This is a genomic window from Psychrobacter sp. TPE 89C, from assembly GCF_055522395.1.
In genome coordinates, this window is record NZ_JBVFXW010000052.1 from 1 (window position 1) to 19330 (window position 19330).

Annotated in this window: 15 protein-coding genes; 7 read left to right on the plus strand and 8 right to left on the minus strand. The window is 42.3% G+C overall.

Annotation, left to right across the window (positions count from 1 at the left end):
* Both ACZW67_RS12340 and ACZW67_RS12345 read left to right on the plus strand, forming a co-directional pair.
* On the plus strand, window positions 1-544 hold a 544-nt coding region (locus ACZW67_RS12340; protein ID WP_465183487.1), incomplete at its 5' end, for a LysR family transcriptional regulator substrate-binding protein.
* 388 nt (window positions 545-932) lie between these two features.
* Window positions 933-1238: a putative quinol monooxygenase gene (locus ACZW67_RS12345; protein ID WP_352257794.1), complete on the plus strand. Its 306-nt coding sequence runs from the start codon at window positions 933-935 to the stop codon at window positions 1236-1238.
* A 242-nt stretch (window positions 1239-1480) separates the two neighbouring features.
* Here the strand turns inward: ACZW67_RS12345 and ACZW67_RS12350 are convergent, their stop codons facing one another.
* Window positions 1481-2356, minus strand: a complete 876-nt coding sequence (locus ACZW67_RS12350; protein WP_465183488.1) for a LysR family transcriptional regulator — start codon at window positions 2354-2356, stop codon at window positions 1481-1483.
* 182 nt (window positions 2357-2538) lie between these two features.
* On the opposite strand from ACZW67_RS12350, the gene ACZW67_RS12355 reads away from it, so the two are divergent.
* Window positions 2539-3675: an alkene reductase gene (locus tag ACZW67_RS12355; protein WP_465183489.1), complete on the plus strand. Its 1137-nt coding sequence runs from the start codon at window positions 2539-2541 to the stop codon at window positions 3673-3675.
* 268 nt (window positions 3676-3943) lie between these two features.
* Window positions 3944-4165, plus strand: a complete 222-nt coding sequence (locus tag ACZW67_RS12360) for a hypothetical protein (RefSeq protein ID WP_465183490.1) — start codon at window positions 3944-3946, stop codon at window positions 4163-4165.
* Window positions 4166-4397: 232 nt separating this feature from the next.
* Here ACZW67_RS12360 and ACZW67_RS12365 read toward each other — a convergent pair whose 3' ends face one another.
* From ACZW67_RS12365 to ACZW67_RS12385, 5 genes are all read right to left on the minus strand, one after another.
* The gene (locus ACZW67_RS12365; RefSeq protein WP_465183491.1) at window positions 4398-5294 is read right to left on the minus strand and encodes a 3-hydroxyacyl-CoA dehydrogenase; all 897 of its coding nucleotides are present in this window, start codon (window positions 5292-5294) and stop codon (window positions 4398-4400) included.
* Between the two features lie 548 nt (window positions 5295-5842).
* Window positions 5843-7489: a BCCT family transporter gene (locus ACZW67_RS12370; RefSeq protein WP_465183492.1), complete on the minus strand. Its 1647-nt coding sequence runs from the start codon at window positions 7487-7489 to the stop codon at window positions 5843-5845.
* 159 nt (window positions 7490-7648) lie between these two features.
* Window positions 7649-10156, minus strand: a complete 2508-nt coding sequence (locus ACZW67_RS12375) for a CoA transferase (RefSeq protein ID WP_465183493.1) — start codon at window positions 10154-10156, stop codon at window positions 7649-7651.
* A 234-nt stretch (window positions 10157-10390) separates the two neighbouring features.
* The gene (locus tag ACZW67_RS12380; RefSeq protein WP_465183494.1) at window positions 10391-11881 is read right to left on the minus strand and encodes a CoA-acylating methylmalonate-semialdehyde dehydrogenase; all 1491 of its coding nucleotides are present in this window, start codon (window positions 11879-11881) and stop codon (window positions 10391-10393) included.
* Window positions 11882-11940: 59 nt separating this feature from the next.
* On the minus strand, window positions 11941-13131 hold the full coding sequence (locus ACZW67_RS12385) for an iron-containing alcohol dehydrogenase (RefSeq protein ID WP_465183495.1): 1191 nt from the start codon (window positions 13129-13131) through the stop codon (window positions 11941-11943).
* Window positions 13132-13372: 241 nt separating this feature from the next.
* Here ACZW67_RS12385 and ACZW67_RS12390 point away from each other — a divergent pair, with 241 nt between their 5' ends.
* The gene (locus tag ACZW67_RS12390; RefSeq protein WP_197102638.1) at window positions 13373-14143 is read left to right on the plus strand and encodes an IclR family transcriptional regulator; all 771 of its coding nucleotides are present in this window, start codon (window positions 13373-13375) and stop codon (window positions 14141-14143) included.
* Between the two features lie 229 nt (window positions 14144-14372).
* Here ACZW67_RS12390 and ACZW67_RS12395 read toward each other — a convergent pair whose 3' ends face one another.
* A complete protein-coding gene (locus ACZW67_RS12395; protein WP_465183496.1) occupies window positions 14373-14987 on the minus strand; it encodes a GNAT family N-acetyltransferase in 615 nt (204 codons plus the stop codon).
* Between the two features lie 137 nt (window positions 14988-15124).
* Window positions 15125-16000, minus strand: a complete 876-nt coding sequence (locus ACZW67_RS12400; protein WP_465183497.1) for an MBL fold metallo-hydrolase — start codon at window positions 15998-16000, stop codon at window positions 15125-15127.
* 147 nt (window positions 16001-16147) lie between these two features.
* Between ACZW67_RS12400 and ACZW67_RS12405 the strand changes: the two genes are divergently transcribed.
* Together ACZW67_RS12405 and ACZW67_RS12410 are read left to right on the plus strand one after the other, a co-directional pair.
* Window positions 16148-17041, plus strand: coding sequence for a LysR family transcriptional regulator (locus tag ACZW67_RS12405; RefSeq protein WP_465183498.1), 894 nt, complete (start codon window positions 16148-16150; stop codon window positions 17039-17041).
* Window positions 17042-17544: 503 nt separating this feature from the next.
* A complete protein-coding gene (locus ACZW67_RS12410; protein ID WP_465183499.1) occupies window positions 17545-19161 on the plus strand; it encodes an NAD(P)/FAD-dependent oxidoreductase in 1617 nt (538 codons plus the stop codon).
* Window positions 19162-19330: the final 169 nt, after the last annotated feature.

A 19330-nucleotide genomic window follows, 5' to 3' on the forward strand; every position in this document is an offset into this window, starting at 1 on the left:
GAATATTACGTTAGATTTGACGGTCAAATCAAGTATGGATATTTTAAATGATTTAAAGCAAAAAAATCCTGCCATTGGTATTTGTTTAGCAAAGCATACATCTGATACTCTCAATCAAAAGATACTCTTCAATCAACGTTATTACCTATATTGTGGATATCACCATCCTTTGTTCTCCGTAAAAGAATTGAGTATTAGTAATATATTAGAAGAAAATTTTATTGCATTTAATAGCGAAGCTATTGGTGATGTTCTTTCACCAATAGCTTTATTTAAAGAAGCCCATGATTTTACTGGTCACGTTAGTGCCTACACAAATAATTTAGATGAGCTAGTTCGACTGATTTATACTGGATATGGCATAGGTGCTTTGCCAGATAAGTTTGTTGCTGCTACTCATCTAGCATCTAAACTTAGACGCTTGCCCCCGAAAGATGGGATTGCTGATATACCTGTATATATTTTTTGGCACAAACACCGAAACTTATCAGCCATTGAATCAAAATTTATTGAAGAAATTATCGACTTTGATATATCTTTTTAATGGACTTCCAATTTTAGGATCGTATCCAAACACTGATTTTTGCAGCATCATGTAGGAAAAGTATAAGTAAAATTAGAGTTGTTTTGAGCATGCTCCTATATCATTGATACTCTCAATCTTGAGATAACGTTATGTGATTTATCTTATAAATTATATAACATATCAACATTCACTTTCTTGATACTATACCAACCGAGCACTTACGTATTACGCGACATACATTGGAAAATCGTCAAGCAAATGGCAAAAAATTATTAGAAGTCCAGCCTGTATAAAGCGTCAAATGATCGCTTAAATTTACAAGTCTGATTTAATATTTTGAGCGCACACGTTAAAGCTGCTTAAATTTATTTGAAATAATTATAATACCTAAACATAGGAAAAATTTATGAACACACAAGCGAACAAACCGCTCACCATCGTTGCCACTGTCAAAGCCAAGCCTGAGCACGTTGAGCAAGTAAAGTTAGAGCTTCTCAAGCTAACAGCAGCTTCACAAACTGATCAAGGTTGTATCCAATATGACCTGCATCAAGACAATACGAATAGTAATGGCTTTATCTTTTATGAGATTTGGGAAAACAATGAGCTGTTGCAGAAGCATGTAGAAAGCCCGCATTTTCAAAACTATGTAACAGTAACAGACGGGATGATCGATGAGTTTGTCATAAACGAAATGACCATTATCTCGTAAGTTTTAAACAGCTCAGACTGAAAAAGTCTTTTAAGCTATGATTTATACGGCTTAAAGGACTTTTTTAGTTTTAGAGAAGGTTGTTGTCATTAGCTATTACATCTAATGTAGAAAAGGTAGCCGATCAGTCAGAGTTAGCAAAATATGGTTGAATAAGATTTCTCTGGTTCCTACACAACAGGTATAAATTAACAAAAGTTAAAACAGCACAGGTCAAAATTGGTCATAACTAACATCACTTACTATAGATTTCTCAACTGCTCAATTAACCAACGATGTATACCACTGTCGCTGGTACGTGGATGCCATGCCGCTATGACTTTAAAAGTAGGTGGCAATGCTTCAACCTCAAGTTCTTTGACCTTGCTATTCGGCAATAACCGCGAAGGATAAAACGCAATCATGTCAGTCGTGTGCAAAATATCTGGTACGGCTGAAAAACTAGGAACTGACATCACAATATTTCGTTTTAGACCTTTTTCTGCAAACCATTGATCATGAGAGCCGCGTAAATTAGCACGCGAAGGCGATACTACTAGTTGAGCATGAGCAGCCACTTGCGCCAGTGTTAATGGCTCTGTTGGAAGTTTATTTTCACAACCCGTCACGCATAAATGTTGCTCTTCAAACAGAGTGATATACGATAAGTTATCTGGGATGAATTCGGGAAAGGTAATCAGCAAATCAAGCTCGCCTGCTGCTATCAGCTGATTGATATTGTCCGAGGCAAAATCACGGACGATCAGCTTCAGATCAGGTGCGTCGCGTCGCGTAATATTAAACAATTGCGGTAATAATGCCTGCGTCGCATAGTCAGTCGCACTAATCGTAAATACGCCTTTGTATGTGTGCGGCATAAAAACCTCTGGCTCTAACAAATCTTCCAACTGTTTTAGTATATCGTTAAGGGCTTGCTCCATTGATAGCGCCTTTGGCGTTGCCACCATGCTATTGCCTTGACGAATAAACAGACGATCATCAAACACCTCACGTAACTTACGCAACTGCTCACTAATGGCTTGTTGGGTCAGCCCCATTTTGCGTGCGACTTTCGAGAGGTTTTTTAGATCAAGCAGCGCCTGTAATACTCTAAGTTGCTTAATATCGAGCCGATTCATACCATTCATCATGCATACCATTAATAGTTGTATCTTAAACAATAAGTGGTTGTTTCTAATTGTACCCTTAAAACGCTATGCTGACTAACATTGCTTAAGTAGCTACTAAATGAGCTATTAAGCATCAAAACAGGCCGAATACCTTTAATAATAAGCCATCAGCTGCTTTAAAAGAGACACTTATGACACAAACCATTCTAAATACAAATACACTATTTTCCTCTGTAGCACTTGGGCCTTATACGCTCAAAAACCGCATCGTAATGCCACCGTTGACACGCTCTCGCAGCACGCAACCTGACAATATCCCTAATGACTTAATGGCCAGCTATTATGCGCAGCGCGCGTCAGCAGGCTTTATGGTGACTGAAGGTACGCAGATTGAACCAAGAGGCCAAGGTTATGCTTGGACGCCAGGTATCCATTCACCAGCCCAAGTTGAAGGTTGGAAAAAAGTCACGCAAGCAGTACATGACAAAGGCGGTATTATTTTTGCTCAGCTTTGGCACGTGGGCCGTGTGTCGCACACCAGCTTACAACCTAACGGTGCTCAGCCTGTAGGGCCGTCAGCGATTGCTGCTGATAATGTAAAAGTATTTATTGAAACAGGTCCAGGTACAGGCGCATTGGCCGATCCAAGCGCACCGCGTGCACTCAGTACCGATGAAGTTGGTGAACTGGTAAGTATGTATGCGGCCGCTGCGCGCAATGCATTGGAAGCGGGTTTTGATGGGGTAGAACTGCATTGTGCCAATGGGTATTTGGTCAATCAGTTTATTTCTGAACATAGCAACACACGTGATGACCAATATGGTGGGTCGTTGACCAATCGTTTGCGCTTCTTAAAAGAGATAGTAGCCGCTGTCAGTGATGTGGTTGGCGCTGATCGTTTGGGCGTGCGTTTTGCGCCTTTGTTTGAGAGTACGGATGAGACGCGCGTGTATTTAGGCTTGGTAGAGTCAGACCCTCATCATACGTATATTGAGGCGATTAAAGTCCTTGAGCAAGCTGGCATTGCTTACTTGTCGATTGCTGAAGCTGATTGGGATAATGCGCCTGATTTACCAGACACTTTTTATCAAGCGGTGAGGGAAGAATTTTCAGGACGTATTATTTATGCTGGCAAGTACACGGTACAAAAAGCCGTGAACATTTTAGAAAAAGGCTACGGTGATTTATTCGCGTTTGGTCGTCCTTTTATCGCTAATCCAGATTTACCCGAGCGTATTGCTAATAACTGGCCATTGAATGAGGCAGACCCTGCCACTATGTATGGTGGTACTGATATTGGCTATAGTGATTATCCTTACTATAGTTAATCCTCTATAAAAGAGTGACAGCGTTAACCTCGTTTGAAGTATCACAGTTACATCTGCACTCGGTTGCCTTGACTCTCTTTTAGAATGAATCAACGATATCAATAAGAGCGTAGCAGCTGAGCAGTGAATGAGATAAGGCCGTTAATACTAATGGCCTTATTTTTGTTTATAAATTTGGGACTTGTAGGATATTCCTAAACAGTCAATCATCAAGCGACAATTATCGTTTTTGTCGCGTAAAGATTTTTTTATCAACAGGTAGTAGGCAATGAATCAGAATACTAAAGAAAGACTGATACGTATATTGGTAGGGTATGTTGGACTTTACCCAACGCTCCTGATCGTATTGACGTTGTTGAAGCCTGTGACTCAGGGTTTGAGCCTGCCAGTGGTGGTATTAATCGAAACCATCATACTTGTGCCTTTGACACAGCTAGTGTCATTTCCGCTAGCAGGCAAGCTGATTGATATGCTGAGAAGAGAAAAATAACGGTTCTTTGCACAGCGCATTTACCGCAATATTTGTGTTTGCCAAGCTGATTTCTAACGAACCTCTAACGAACTCCAAAGTTTGGTTATACAAATTTGATAGTAGGGTTGTTCTTCCGCACATTAAAAAAGACCTTCAATTGCTTGAAGGTCTTTTTGGTTTTATAAGTAATGCTGCCATTCTTTTATAGAGGATTGACTATAACAAACTATGATGGATAAAGAGCTATGTATTATTTTAAAAAATCAGGTTGCATAAAGGCAGGGTTTGGATAAGTATAAAATCCTTCGCCAGTTGCCGCACCCATTTTATTTTGATCAATCATCTGCTCTTTTAGGTATTTAGCGGCCTTTAATCTTGCAGGATTTTGAGTCGTTTCAGCGGCCAGCTTAGTGATGTTATAGGCCGTGTTTATACCGATAGTATCTAAGATGCCAAATGGTCCTACAGGCGCACCAGTCACTATCATCCATGTCTTATCTATTGTGTGCGGGTCTGCAACCTCTTTGGCTAATAATTGCAGACCTGCATCTATAAAGGGTGCCAATAAACTGTTCATTATGTAGCCAGGTTGTTCTTTGTACAGCGGCATTGCCACCATACCGATGGCAGTAGAAAAGGCAACAACGTCATCAAACACGTTAGGGTCTGTGCCAGGATGCCCCATGATTTCAGCAACATTATGCATCCAAATCTTATTGGCAAAATGGAGTGCTAAAAACTGCGCAGGTCGTCCCGTTGATTCCGCAAACTGGCTAGGAAGTAAGGTTGAGGTATTGGTCGCAAAGATGGTTTTCTCTGGCGCTAATTTGGCAAGCTTTTCATAAAATTCGATTTTAATGTCAGTAATTTCGGGAATAGCCTCAATCATTAGGTCAGCATTTTTGACTGCTTCTGCTAAGTCTGAGGTATAACTAAGATTATCGAAAGCCTTGTCCAACTGCTCTTGGGTTGCCCTCAAATCCTTTCGAAAAGCTTTGCACATCAATTGAAATTTTGCCTTTGCTTTTTCCAAAACCTCATCATTGATGTCATAGACACTGACATTAAAGCCATGAAATGCGGCTTGAAAAGCAATTTGATAGCCTAGGATGCCGCTTCCAGCGACTGTTACATTTTTATACGTCATTGTATTAATTTCCTAAAAGTAGTGGGTATAAGTCGCTAGATAAATGTCTAGAACTTATAGATCTATTATTAGATTGTTTTACCTCATTATTCAACCTTCATTTTTATAAAAACATTAAAGAGAACCCAAAAATATCGGTATGCAAGCATCAGATTAGTTCATACCACTTGACTTCTTATATTGTTAAATAATTCAATAACTTGCTGTTAGTTATTATAGGTTTACTCCTGATTATTGTAGGATGATTGAAAGCTGTTTTGATAGTATAATGACATTTTTAATGACTACTGATGTCAAAGTATTGTCGATGAGGTTGTGACAGAAAGGAAAGTATGGGTAGTGAGTTATATATTAGTAGTTTTCTATCAAGACAATGTGGAGATGGAAGTAGGTGGTAGTGTTACTAGGTAATGATAAGTAATCAATAATGAGTCGCCCTAGAATTGTCGTATTCTCTCAGAATATTGAGTTTCCAACAATCTCAGGGCGGTTCACTTGCTATCATTTAGCGTTGCGCGTGCTGTGTTTCCTAAGTATGTATATCTAAATTATGGTTCGTCGACCGGTTTTATCGTCTCTAGCCTAGCCGGACTGGTATCATAAAGAATGGCTTTGACCAGTGATATTCCCATGAGTACCATCACAAAACTAAAGGGCAGGGCACCAATAACCATCGCCGTTTTAATCGCACCCAATCCTCCGCTTATCAGCAGTACCCCAACAACCAATGCCAGTATTACGCCCCAAAAGATAATATGTGGGCGGCCTTTTGGACCCTCGTTACCACCTGAATTGATGGTATTGATAACTAAAATTGCCGAATCTAAAGTCGTGACTAAGTAGGTCAATAGTAAGACCAGAACTAAAATTGCCATTACCCAAGCAAAGCCTGGTGATAGCATCACATCAAGCATTGCCAATAATTGAGATTCTTGACCCACGCTTGAGATGGCGTTGGTGCCACCTAGCGTTAAGTCAATCGCGGTTCCACCCACCATTGAAAACCAAATAAAACACATCAGAGCAGGTAGGATAACGGTACCGAATAAATAAGTCCGAATACTACGACCACGTGAGATGCGAGCAAAGAAAACACCAACAAAGGGACCAAAAGCAATCCACCATGCCCAATAAAATACAGACCAGTCTTTTTGCCATGTGGCAAGTGTGTCACCGACCACCGTACCATCTGGCTGCCAAACCGTAAATAGCAGCTCGGGAAGTGCGACGACATAGTCAAACACACCTAAGAAGAAAGATTGTAAACCAAAGAATGTCGAACCGAATATTAAGAAGAAGGCAAACAGAACCAGACTCAATCCCATGTTGATATTCGACAGCCATTTCACCCCTTTACCTAGCCCAGAAAGCGCAGATAGGGTTGCTATACTAACGATAACGACCAGTGCAACGATAATAGCTGCTGTTGATGACGTGCCATCAGCATTCATCAACCATTCGCCCAAACCAACACGGTACATACTAGAAACGAATTGCTCAACCCCAAACCCTAATGTCTGTGCAACGCCCAAGATAGTTGCAATAACGGCAACGATGTCAATGGTATTACCGAGCTTACCTGATAGTTTTTGGCCGAATAATGGCGCAAGACCTGAGCGAATGGTTAGAGGTAATTTACGTCGAAACGAAAAATAGGCCATCGATAATCCGACTAAGGAATAACAGATCCATGCGCTGAATCCCCAATGTAGAAAGGCCCATTTATAGGCATATCGTACATTGTCGGCACCAGAGCCCGTTGCCAACCCTTTGATCACTTCAGGGTTATTGGCAAAGTGATACATCGGCTCTGCGGTCGCAAAAGTTAACATACCAACACCGATGCCTGCGCCAAAAATCATCGAAAACCATGAAAAGTTGGAGAACTCAGGTTTATCTCCGGTGTCCCCTAAAATCAACCTCCCATAGCGTGGCACAACGGCCAGAATCAACGCCAAAATTAAGAAAAAGGCGACGCATAAAATATACCATGTCGAAAAGTGATTGAGTAAGAAAGTATTGAGCGACCCTAATATCGTCGTTGAATTATCAGGAAAAATGACAGCCCAAACAATGAGCAGACCCAGTAAGATTTTAGCGGTAATCGTAACGTCTTTATTAAACCCTTCATAAAAACCTTTTGTGGCCACTTTAATCGGCAGTTTGGTTAAAGGTTTTCTGCTGCTATTTTTCATATCTAATCCTTTAGATGGTCTTCCTTTTGTTCAAATGAGCATTAAACTGCATCGTCCTTCGAGCAGCTTAACCCCTATTATTCAAGGCATGTCATCAGCCAGATACCAACCAACCTCCATCATGGTTAGCAGGGCACTCCAACTGATGACACTACCTATTTAACTTGGTAAAAACTCTTGACTCCAACTATCACTCAAATCACCACTGGCAATACTGGCGTCAATGTCTGCCTCGCTATAGCCAAGTTCTAGCATGATTTGACGGGTGGATTGTCCAAATTTTTCAGGTCTAGAGAGTGCATACACGATGCTGTTCGACGGACGAATAGCATAAGGATCAAGCTGTGTCACCGTATGACCACTTGGATGATCTTCATAAATTGAAAAAGAATAACTACCACGATCAGTACCTGATGTACCATCTGCTGTGCGGCTGTATTCAGCACGTAATGCATTGATATCCGCACAGACGACAGCCGCAATATCGGCAGCTTGCAGACGTTCTACCCAGTCATGAGCAGGCGCTTTTTGAAAAATATTAGACAAGAATGCCGCACGTTCACTTTTATCCAACTCACTGAAACCTTGTAAGTCTTCAACGTTTTCGAAGTTTTTTACATCAATTTCATACGCGTTTAATAACAAGTAGTTCCCTGAAGAGGTATAGTAAAAGCGCGTCAATTCATCATGGCCGTTGGTTTCTCGACCTGATGGCTCATTGAATAACCCGCGTTTTTCAAAATCATAGCAATAAGGGATTTGTAGCAAGGCGCTATTGGCGACCAATGAAGTACGACCACGTCCAATGCGGCCTGTACGATATTTTTGATAGAGCGCCACACCAATACTCATGGCACCACCAAAGCCGCACATGACATCAATGGTACCAACGTGTGCATGTTCTTCAGGAGTATCCATAGCACCGCCGCAACGCAACATGATGCCGGTAGATGCCTGTACCACATCGTCATAGCCTATGAAATCACTACTCGGACCCTTACGGACACCGCTAAAACAATCAAGTTTGCAGAAGATAGCGTCAGGATTTAAGGCTTTTAAGCCTTCAGTATCCAAGCCCATTTTCTTGATTTGTGTGTCTGTTGCATTCCAAACAATAACGTCAACGGAACGAACCAACTTCTCGAACACTTCTCGTCCTGTTCCCTTGCTAATATCAGCAAGTATGGAGCGTTTGCCGACCATTTGAGACATACCATAGATGACGGTATTCCAGCTGTCGTATAATGGAGAAGCAGAATCAAGCTTGATAACTTCTGCACCAAAACGCGCCAAATAGCAGGCCGAATGCGGGCCTGCAATAACATTACAAAGATCCAGTACTTTAATACCGTCTAACCAACCGCTTTTTTCATCAACATTATTGATTGAAGGCAACTTGGTTTTGATTGCCTTTAATTTTTTCAATGCACCATCAAAGTCGATAGGCTGCGGTGCTTTTGGTTGTAACATCAACTCGCCACATTCTTCTAACCACACAATTGGGCCTGGCTGAATCATCTTGCCATAAGTGGGATCATCAACTTCAATCATGAGTCCTGTTGTTTCCGCATGATCATCATGAATCCACTCTTGTAGCCAACGCTGCGGTGCACCAGGTATGCCGCGTTTCCCAAAAATCTTCTGCCACTCTTTTGACGTACGTAATAAAAACGCCACTTTCATTTTCTCGGCAATACGATCTGCCCAATGTTTTGGCATGGGATAAACCCCAAGCGATGTATCAGATGTCCACTGACTAGAAGGCAAATAAGTATCGTCTTCCTCAGTCAATCCTTCCTCAAGTAATTCGTCGTATAACCCGAGTACTTGCAAACAACGCTTGGCGTGATTTTTATGGCTGGGGCATACCACGTAAAACATACGGCCATCTTTACACATGTAACTGCGGTAAAAAGGATCCAGCAGTTCTTGCAATGCTTCGTAGTCCATATTCATGGGAATACCTTCAACGCGGCGACGTTGAATCTCAACTTCACGTTGGGTCAAATAGCGTTCAGGTAAGTTTTCGATATCGATTGAGTTGTAACAAAGGCCTTCCATCACAGCCGCAGCAAGCGGAACTTCAATAGCATCGCCAAGTCCCGTGTTTTCACGTGCTTGTAGTGCAAAAACAACGGAAGAGCCTGCCAGCATTGCGCCATACGCAGAGGGCAGTGGTAGGGGTGAGAACGAGGGATTGATGCCCATGAGCACACGGTTTAAACCCATGTCAGTAAACACCCCCGAGCTCGCTGCCACAATGCTTTCATAGGCACGTAACTCACGGCGATTTTCGTCATTCGATGCAAATCCAGGGATGGACAGTGTGATCAGCTGTGGCCGCTCTTTTCGTAGCGCGACCAGATCTAATCCCATTTCTGCCATTTTTCCAGGGCGAAAGCCTTCGATAACGATGTCACTTTCTAAAATTAACTGCCTAGCTTGTGCCAAGCCTTCATCTGTCTTAAGATCGAGTGTTAACATCAATTTGTTGCGATTCAATACCGCATTGGCTGGACTGTGCCACTTTGGGCCTGATGGCGGATCTATATGAACCACGGTTGCGCCTAAGTCGCCAAGCATCATACCGACAGCGGGACCGGCAATATATTGACCAAAATCGATGACTTTGACACCCAGTAATGGCAATTCAAAAGTTTCTCGCATAGTTATCTATCCTTAGAATTTTATGGTACGACTATGAAAAATTAGAATTCAGTCAGAGCACTTGCCAGTCGTCCACTAATGGAGAGAGTCAGAAGCAAGCAGCATTTTTTGAATACAAACGACTGCTTTTAAGCGCACTGATTATGCAGTGCGCTTAAAAGGTAAGGGCTTTATAATGTAGCGCCTTTATAATGTAGTGTTCTTAAAGGCTAGCACCTTGAAAAGGCAGTGCTATTAAGTTGGCATAGAGAACTGTTTTTCTTCTCTCAATGCCGCACTAGGCCAGCGCTGCGTAATGGTCTTACGACGAGTGAAGAATCTCACGCCGTCTGGTCCGTACATGGCCAAGTCACCAAATAATGAACGCTTCCAGCCACCAAAGCTTTGAGACGCTACAGGTACTGGTAGTGGAATATTGACACCAACCATACCGACTTGAATGTTGTCAATAAAGTAACGCGCCGCTTCTCCATCTCTCGTATAAATACAGGTGCCGTTACCATATTCATGGTCGTTTATGAGTTGCACTGCCTCGGCCATGGTCTGCACACGCATCACCTGTAAAACGGGACCGAAAATTTCTGCCTCGTAGCTGTACATCTCTTTAGTGACATGATCAATCAGAGTAGGACCTACGAAAAATCCATTTTCATTGCCTTCTGGTGCAGCATCAGAGCCATCGATGATGAGCTCTGCACCTTGTTCAGCAGCACTTTTGATGTAATCTAAAATCTTAGATTTGTGTGCTGCTGTAATGACAGGGCCAAAGTCGTTGCTCTTATCTGAATGAAGACCTAGTTTTAGCTCTTTAATAGCAGGCTGTAGGGCCGCAATCATCTTGTCAGCCGTTTCGTCACCAACGGCAACAGCAACAGATAGCGCCATACAACGCTCGCCTGATGAGCCAAAAGCAGCACCCAATAATGAGGTTACGACATTGTCTAAGTCCGCATCTGGCATGACAATCGCATGGTTTTTTGCACCGCCTAATGCTTGGCAACGTTTGCCTTGTGCAGCGGCTGTGGTATAGATGTATTCAGCGATAGGGGTTGAGCCCACAAAGCTAACGGCTTTGACATCTGGATGATGCAAAATAGCATCAACGGCTTCTTTGCCACCATTTACGACGTTGATGACACCATCTGGTAGGCCCGCTTGCTGTAAAAGCTGCGCGATGAAAAGTGTGGAACTTGGGTCACGCTCAGACGGTTTTAATACAAAGGTATTACCGCACACGATGGCCATCGGGAACATCCACAGTGGCACCATCACAGGGAAGTTGAATGGTGTGATACCAGCGACGACACCTAGTGGATGAAACTCACTCCAAGAGTCTATATCAGTACTCACATTGCGGCTGTGCTCGCCTTTGAGCAGCTCAGGTGCGCCGCATGCATATTCGACGTTTTCAATACCGCGCTGTAACTCGCCTGCCGCATCATGTACGATTTTCCCGTGCTCTTCGCCAACCAGTCTGCAGATTTCATCCGCATTTTGCTCTAACAACTCTTTGAATTTGAACATGACGCGCGCGCGTTTTAGTGGCGAGGTTTTGCTCCATGCGGGAAAAGCCGCTTTAGCCGCAGCGACTGCTTCGCTAATTGTTTTTTCACCACCTAAAGCGACTTTTTTGCTGACATCACCAGTTGATGGGTTGTAAACATCTTGAGTTTGGCTGTCATTATTTGACAGGCTGCCATTAATAAAATGTCCGATTGTTTGCATAGGTTTAATTCCTTTAAACGTGTGAATAATTAGTAGGTTAATCGTAAATGACGGCTGTTTTAATTGAGTGAACTCTCAGCAACAGTGTTGTCAGCCCATAGCAAGGTATAGAGTTGAACCATCTCTTCATGAGTAGGTATTCTAGGGTTATTGTTGGGTGAACCTGATGCAAATGCTTGCTCGCACATCGTGTTTATTAGCGCATCAAAATCTGCTTTTTGTACACCAAACTGTGCCAATGTGGGCACGTGAAGCTCATCATTTAAGCTTTTTAGATAATTGACCAAGCTGACGTTGGCCTGATCATCTGTCTCGCTGTGATCTGCTATTCCTAAGGCACGCGCGCAGTCTGCATAACGCTCAGGCGCACTAGAGATGCCGAATTCTGTAATGGTTGGCAATAGCATCGCGTTTGATAGGCCATGCGGCACATGGAAAAAAGCACCGATTGGACGACTCATGCCATGTACCAGCGCCACCGAAGAATTACAGAATGCAATACCTGCTAAAGTAGAGCCCAGCATCATTGCTTCACGGGCGGTTTCATCTTTGCCGTCGTGATAAGCCGTTTGGATATTGGGTCCGATTAAGCGTAGGGCGGCGAGCGCCTGTTGGTCGCTATAGGCATTACGTTTGGGGCTGATATACGCTTCGATAGCATGGGTCATCGCATCGATACCCGTATCTGCGGTAGTACGCGGTGGTACGCTGAGCGTGAGGCTATAGTCGATAATGGCTGCGACGGGCATAAATCCCATACCCACGCACAACAGCTTTTCGTTATTAGCTTCATCGGTAATGATGGTAAAGCGTGTTACTTCTGATCCTGTGCCTGCCGTCGTCGGTATGGCAATAATAGGCAGGCCTGCTTCATCAACTTGACGAGGAAACTTATAATCACGAATCACGCCGCCAAATTTTCCTAGAATAGCAATGGCCTTTGCACTATCGATAGGACTTCCGCCACCTAAGGCAATCAGACCATCGTAATCTTGCGCTTTTACTTGAGACACGCCAGCCTCAATAGAGCTTTCAGTAGGCTCTGGTACCGTCTCTGAAAATACATCGGCATTGATTTGTGCTGCTTTCAAAATGTTTTGTATGTTATCGACATAGCCGAGTTTAACCATCATCTCGTCAGTGATAATAAGGGGTTTTTTCACCCCTAAGCTGGCCAATATTACTGGCAGCTTTTGGCAGGCATCGCGTCCAATTTCCATCGTTCTTGGGAGCAGGATACTGTGTGACATGGTGATTCATCCTTGAATTAATGACTTCAGATATGAGCGTAGTAGGCAGCTCAATCGTCGCACGAACTATTCACAGAAGTGGATAGCGCTTAGATATAAAATTCACATAACGATAAATTTCTTATCGATATGTGAAAGGTAACAGAATGTTTTTGTAATAGCAAGACGCAAAAGCGTAAATTTTATCGTTATAATAAATAAATTTATTTGCTGCGAGTCAGCCAGAGGTTTAAACCAAACAATGAGTAATACTAAAAAGAAAGGTTCAAGTGTTGAGCGCGTTTTGCAGATAGTAGAAGTGCTAGCCAGCTCGCAAAGACCAATGAGTGTCAGCGATTTAGCAGAAACATTAGAAGTGCCAGTGCCGAGTATGTATCGGCTATTGGATCAACTGCAGGGTCTTGGGTTTGTGCAGTTAGATTTGCCAGGAAAGGTCACTTGCGGTAAGCGCACTTATAAGCTTGCCATGAACTTATTGCAAAACAGTGACTTTAAAAATGAAAGGTTGGCCATACTGAACGAGCTGTCAGCGCAAATAGGGGAGACGGTGGGTATTTCGATTTTGCAAGACTTGGATGTAGTTTATATCGATCGCGTTATGTCGGATTGGCCGCTACAAATATTTCTGCCTTCGGGCACGCATGTACCAGTTTGGGCCAGTGCCAGTGGTAAATTGTTGCTATCACAGCTAGCGGATGAGAAATGCGAGCGCATCGTTGAAAAAATGTCGATACATGCGCTAACGACCAAAACTCAGACCGATAAAAAACAACTGATGCAAACGATTACTACAACGCGTGAGACGGGAGTAGGCATAGATAATGAGGAGTTTATTCCAGGTATGGTTGCCTGTGCGGTCATGATTCCCAATGGCGATCAGCAAGCCTTTGCGACGGTGTTTACGCACGGTCCGACCGTGAGAAAAAGTCTAGAGGAGTTGCTTAGTTATGTACCTCTTATGCAAGAAGCAGCAAATGAGCTATCGGTAATTTTTAATCAAAACTATGAATAGAGAAGTAGGCGCAAAGCAGGGTGGTAAATTACTATTAGTGTTAGTTGATCTTATAGCAAACCCCAGTCAGAACATCATCATCTCAGTAAAAAAGATTGGTAACGCTATATTATATATAGCGTTACCAATCTTTTTTACAGCAAATCATATTTTGTAAGTAACAAGATACTGTACCGTCCAACTTAGTATATCTATGATGTCAAAACCATTCGTCGTCTTTACAAACTCGTTAAGATAAAGGTTTGACATAGGTATAGTGCATTATTTGCGGGTTTAGGTCGTTGGGATACTGATCAACACGTTGATAGCCATTATTATCGTAGTATTGATAAGTACACAAAGTGTCTGTATGTAATGCATACGTGGTTACGCTCTGTGCGACGAGATAAGTCTCAAATGCCTGAATCAACGTTGCACCAATACGGTGGCGACGATAGTCTGGATCTACACAGAAGAACTGTAATTCGTTATCAAAATCGACTTTCTTTCGTTTCGCGCTAGCCGATTCTTTTTTCTGTAAATCACTTAATACCTGTTGTCCTTGTTCAGACAGGCGCAACTTGCTTTCTATCTGATCAATAATAGGCTTATCATCGAATAATAAAGCTTTATATGGATCTTGTTTAGTGACCCCTATCACCACACCGCAAATAATGTCACGATATTCTGCAACTTGTATAAAAGTAGCATGATGACAGTCTTTAGCTAGAAATAGGGTAGCCAGTTGCTTTAGAACCCGCTTATCTGTGGCAGTAGTAAATACACTCAAATTCATATTGGCGACAAAGAGGTCGACAATGGCTGCAAAGTCTTCAGGCGTAGCACGACGATATTGTATTGTCATAAGTTGCTCTCTTTTATCATTAGAAGTGCTAGCGTATGCTTATTGACAAAGCATTCATACGGCACACCTTGACACTAACATCTGGCTAATAGACATAGCCAGGTGTTAGTATTTTTTACTTAATAGTTGTCCTATATTTACCACTCTATTTCACCTGTATTGACTTGACTGCTCAACTCTAAATCACTGCCTCCGGGCAACGCTGGATAAGCTGACTTCATGATTGAAATTACTTTTTCTGATTGCTTAGAATCTTGTTTTTTTGCCTCGCCCAGTGCTTGCTCAAAAGTTTTTAGATAATTGAGTGTGAAATCAACAGCGTAGTCTTTTTTGAGTAGATTGCCTGAATAGTGGCCTGGAATAACAACGTTTGGCTTTAATTGCTTCATTTGTTCTAATGATTGTATCCAAGCGCTACGTGCTTCTTTGGTTTGGGTGTCAGCAGTCCATACATGCATACCTGATGTTACCGACACGCCGCCGAAAACTGTTTTTGACTCTGGTACCCACATGTATGCTTGAGGGGTTCCGAACGCTTTGATTTCAATTTTGTGGCCTTCTAAGGTCAGTGTAGGCTGATCAAGTGTTTGAGGTACTGTAATTTTGGTAGGTGCATGTTTACCAAGGATTGGACCCCAATGCTCTAATTTTGCATCTTTAGTCGCCTCAATGTGTTTAACAATAGAAGGGCTAGACACTACCTTAACATTGGGAAAAGCTTTGACTAAAGGCTGAAGACCGAAGTAGTAATCTGGATCGCCTGCCGTGATATAAATCATTTTTAGGTCTTTATTGCTCTTTTTGATCATATCAACCAATGCTTCGCCATCTTTGACACTGAACTGTGCATCGAACAAAATAGCGTCTGTATCACTACTCGCTAGTACAGAGGTGACTGGAAAAATAGCATTTTTATCAGGTTTATATTTTTGTAACTGTAGATCGGCTGCGTTCGTTTGGGTTGCAAGCAGTAGAACACTGGCTGCCATAGAAGCTGTCATTAATTTTTTCATAATCCACCTGTATTTTTGTTTGAGTAAATAGACCGCGTTAATGGCGGTATTCGTTGTTAATGGCTATTCTATTCGATTGTATTTCGTTTAAATACGCTATAATTCAGTGTTTACTGTTTCATTTTTCGCGCAAATGAGGATGAAGAAATGGATAGGCTGACCGCGTTACAGGTGTTTGTCACGATCGTTGAGCAAGGTAGCCTGAGCCGTGCCGCGGACAATTTAGACATGTCTAGAGCTAAGGTAACGCGCTATCTGGCAGAGCTTGAGGTTTGGATGGATGTGCGCTTATTGCATCGCACAACCAGAAGTCTTAGCCTCACTGCACCTGGTGAGCAGACGCTTGAGGTAGCATATCAGCTGCTTGGATTGACCGACTCGTTGGATCAGATACGCAATCAAAACACTTTGGAGCTAAAAGGTCAGCTGCGAATCACTGCCAGCTTTTCGCTGATTGATAGCCTTTTGATGGATGTGGTTGGTCGCTTTGTTTCTCACTGGCCGCAAACAGCAATTGATATTCTTACCACTGATGATTCGGTCAATTTAGTTGATGCCCGTATTGACTTGGCGATTCGTATCACCAATGACTTAGAGCCAAATGTCGTTGCCAGACGTATCGGTGAGTGCCACTCTATCGTATGCGCTGCACCTGATTATTTACAAAAGCGTGGCAGACCTACAGATGTACAGTCGCTTGTACATCACAACTGTCTATCGTTTGCGTATTTTGGACGGTCGGCATGGGTGTTTGATGGGCCAAATGGTCCAGAGTCTGTTCCTATCTCTGGCAATATCAGCGCCAATATCTCTGAAGTCTTGCTCTCTGCCACATTGCGTGGACATGGGATTAGCTTACAGCCATCTGGCGCAGTCAAGTCCTTGATTGACTCTGGACAACTTATTGAGTTATTGCCTGAATGGAAACCTAAAACTTTGGGTGTTTATGTGGTTTATGCCAATCGAAAGCAGGTGACACCATTACAAAGAAGGTTTATTGATTTTCTCGCTGAAGAAATAAATCATTCGCCTTACTGGTAGCAAGCAATGGATGAATATGGACTGTTTATAAAACCCAATATTAGCAATATCACCTAAGAACGTTTAAATTAGCACTTAATTCCTCAAATATAATAGGTACGTAGACACTTCTGCAACCTGTACGCTTTCTCATGCTAAAACTCCTTATTCATACCTTATAACGAGTTCTGTTGTGAGCTTGATTATCATGAGAAGTGGAATAGCAAAATACTGCTTTGCAGCGACGTTAGACAAGAGCTGTGCTCGCAGTGAGACTAGGAACTAGGCTTAAAAAGGTTTGGGTTATCTATTATTGCCAAGACAGATGTGGTTTAATTATTATCGTCAGGTTGCGTGACTAAAGTCTCCCAATTTTGATTGTACGGATTTGACGGCAGGGGTCATTTTCAAACTACAAACCAAATACGCAAATTTACCCTGCATAAGTAAAATATTTATTCGCTTATTTGTATCAGTACCAGTAAAATGCGAGACTGTTTTCTACACGAGTTTATGAGTAACCAATGATACGTTTAACTGAAATTAAATTGCCATTAAATCATGCACCTGAAGATCTAACGACTGCTATAACGACAAAACTTAAAATCTCTGCTGAGCAAATGGCGTCATTTGTGATGTTTAAACGTGGTTATGATGCTCGTAATAAAAGAAATATCCAATTAATTTATACGCTAGATATCACACTGACCGATTCGGATTTGACCAATGATTTACTGGTTCAATTTGAGTCAGACAACCATGTTAAAGCAACGCCAGACACCAGTTACAAATATGTAGGTGAAGCGCCAAAAGATTTAACTGAGCGCCCTGTTGTTATTGGTTTTGGTCCTTGTGGTTTATTAGCAGCACTTACCCTTGCTCAAATGGGTTTTAAACCTATTATCATTGAACGCGGTAATGAAGTAAGACAACGCACTAAAGACACCTTTGGCTTTTGGCGTCAGCGTAAATTAAACACAGAATCAAACGTACAATTCGGTGAAGGCGGAGCCGGTACTTTTTCTGACGGTAAATTATATAGCCAAGTGAAAGATCCCAATCATTACGGCCGTAAAGTAATGACAGAATTTGTAAAAGCTGGCGCACCAGATGAAATTTTATTTGTCAGTAAGCCGCACATAGGTACTTATAAGTTAGTCACTATGGTAGAAAAAATGCGTGCCGAGATCATAGCGCTTGGTGGAGAAGTCCGTTTTGCTACTCGCGTAGACGACTTGCACATCACTGACTCAAAAGTAACTGGCGTGACACTTAATAGTGGCGAAACCTTAAAAACCAACCATGTTGTTTTAGCCGTTGGTCACAGTGCCCGAGATACCTTCCAAATGATCCATGATAAAGGCGTGTATGTTGAAGCAAAGCCTTTCTCGATTGGTTTTAGGATTGAACATAAACAGTCAACCATAGACCAAGCACGCTTTGGTGACAATGCTGGAAACGAAATACTTGGCGCTGCGGATTACAAACTGGTTCATCATTGTAAAAATGGTCGTTCTGTTTATAGCTTCTGTATGTGCCCAGGCGGGACTGTGGTTGCCGCAGCATCAGAGGAAGGCCGTGTGGTCACTAATGGCATGAGCCAATATTCAAGGAACGAGCGTAACGCCAACAGTGCTATTGTGGTAGGCATCGACCCAGAGCGAGATTATCCAAACCACCCCCTTGCTGGTATTGACTTACAAAGACAACTAGAAACTTTAGCGTTTGAATTAGGCGGAAAAGACTACAGTGCACCAGCGCAAACCATTGGTGATTTCTTAAAAGGAAAACCAGACTCAGAATTAGGCGATGTAAAACCCTCTTACACACCAGGCATTACCTTAACCGACTTAAGCAAGGCACTGCCAGACTTTGCCGTGGATGCCATACGTGAAGCCATTCCAGCGTTTAATAAAAAAATTAAAGGATTTTCATCTGATGATGGTTTACTAACTGGCGTAGAAACCAGAACATCGTCACCAATCAGCATTAAACGCAATAAAGAATTCCAAAGCATTAACACCAAAGGCTTATTTCCTGCAGGCGAAGGCGCTGGCTACGCAGGTGGTATATTATCAGCAGGGATTGATGGCATTAAAGTGGCCGAAGCTGTGGCAAAATCGATGTTGAACATAGAGTGAGGGCGGCTCTAAACGGTAAGAAAATCCTAATATTAAAACGCTTACCCAGATAAAAATATGCGATCGAAAAAGCCTTTCAAGCTATGAAGTATAAAGCTTGAAAGGCTTTTTTGTGTTTTGAGAATGATGAATTGCTTTTGTATTTTTAATGGACTTTTAGGTTCTAAGC

Coding starts and splice junctions, on each gene's coding strand:
- ACZW67_RS12400 (WP_465183497.1), bottom strand. CDS start 16,000: ATGAAAAAATTAATGACAGCTTCTATGGCAGCCAGTGTTCTACTGCTT.
- ACZW67_RS12365 (WP_465183491.1), bottom strand. CDS start 5,294: ATGACGTATAAAAATGTAACAGTCGCTGGAAGCGGCATCCTAGGCTAT.
- ACZW67_RS12395 (WP_465183496.1), bottom strand. CDS start 14,987: ATGACAATACAATATCGTCGTGCTACGCCTGAAGACTTTGCAGCCATT.
- ACZW67_RS12390 (WP_197102638.1), top strand. CDS start 13,373: ATGAGTAATACTAAAAAGAAAGGTTCAAGTGTTGAGCGCGTTTTGCAG.
- ACZW67_RS12380 (WP_465183494.1), bottom strand. CDS start 11,881: ATGCAAACAATCGGACATTTTATTAATGGCAGCCTGTCAAATAATGAC.
- ACZW67_RS12375 (WP_465183493.1), bottom strand. CDS start 10,156: ATGCGAGAAACTTTTGAATTGCCATTACTGGGTGTCAAAGTCATCGAT.
- ACZW67_RS12345 (WP_352257794.1), top strand. CDS start 933: ATGAACACACAAGCGAACAAACCGCTCACCATCGTTGCCACTGTCAAA.
- ACZW67_RS12350 (WP_465183488.1), bottom strand. CDS start 2,356: ATGAATCGGCTCGATATTAAGCAACTTAGAGTATTACAGGCGCTGCTT.
- ACZW67_RS12370 (WP_465183492.1), bottom strand. CDS start 7,489: ATGAAAAATAGCAGCAGAAAACCTTTAACCAAACTGCCGATTAAAGTG.
- ACZW67_RS12360 (WP_465183490.1), top strand. CDS start 3,944: ATGAATCAGAATACTAAAGAAAGACTGATACGTATATTGGTAGGGTAT.
- ACZW67_RS12385 (WP_465183495.1), bottom strand. CDS start 13,131: ATGTCACACAGTATCCTGCTCCCAAGAACGATGGAAATTGGACGCGAT.
- ACZW67_RS12405 (WP_465183498.1), top strand. CDS start 16,148: ATGGATAGGCTGACCGCGTTACAGGTGTTTGTCACGATCGTTGAGCAA.
- ACZW67_RS12410 (WP_465183499.1), top strand. CDS start 17,545: ATGATACGTTTAACTGAAATTAAATTGCCATTAAATCATGCACCTGAA.
- ACZW67_RS12355 (WP_465183489.1), top strand. CDS start 2,539: ATGACACAAACCATTCTAAATACAAATACACTATTTTCCTCTGTAGCA.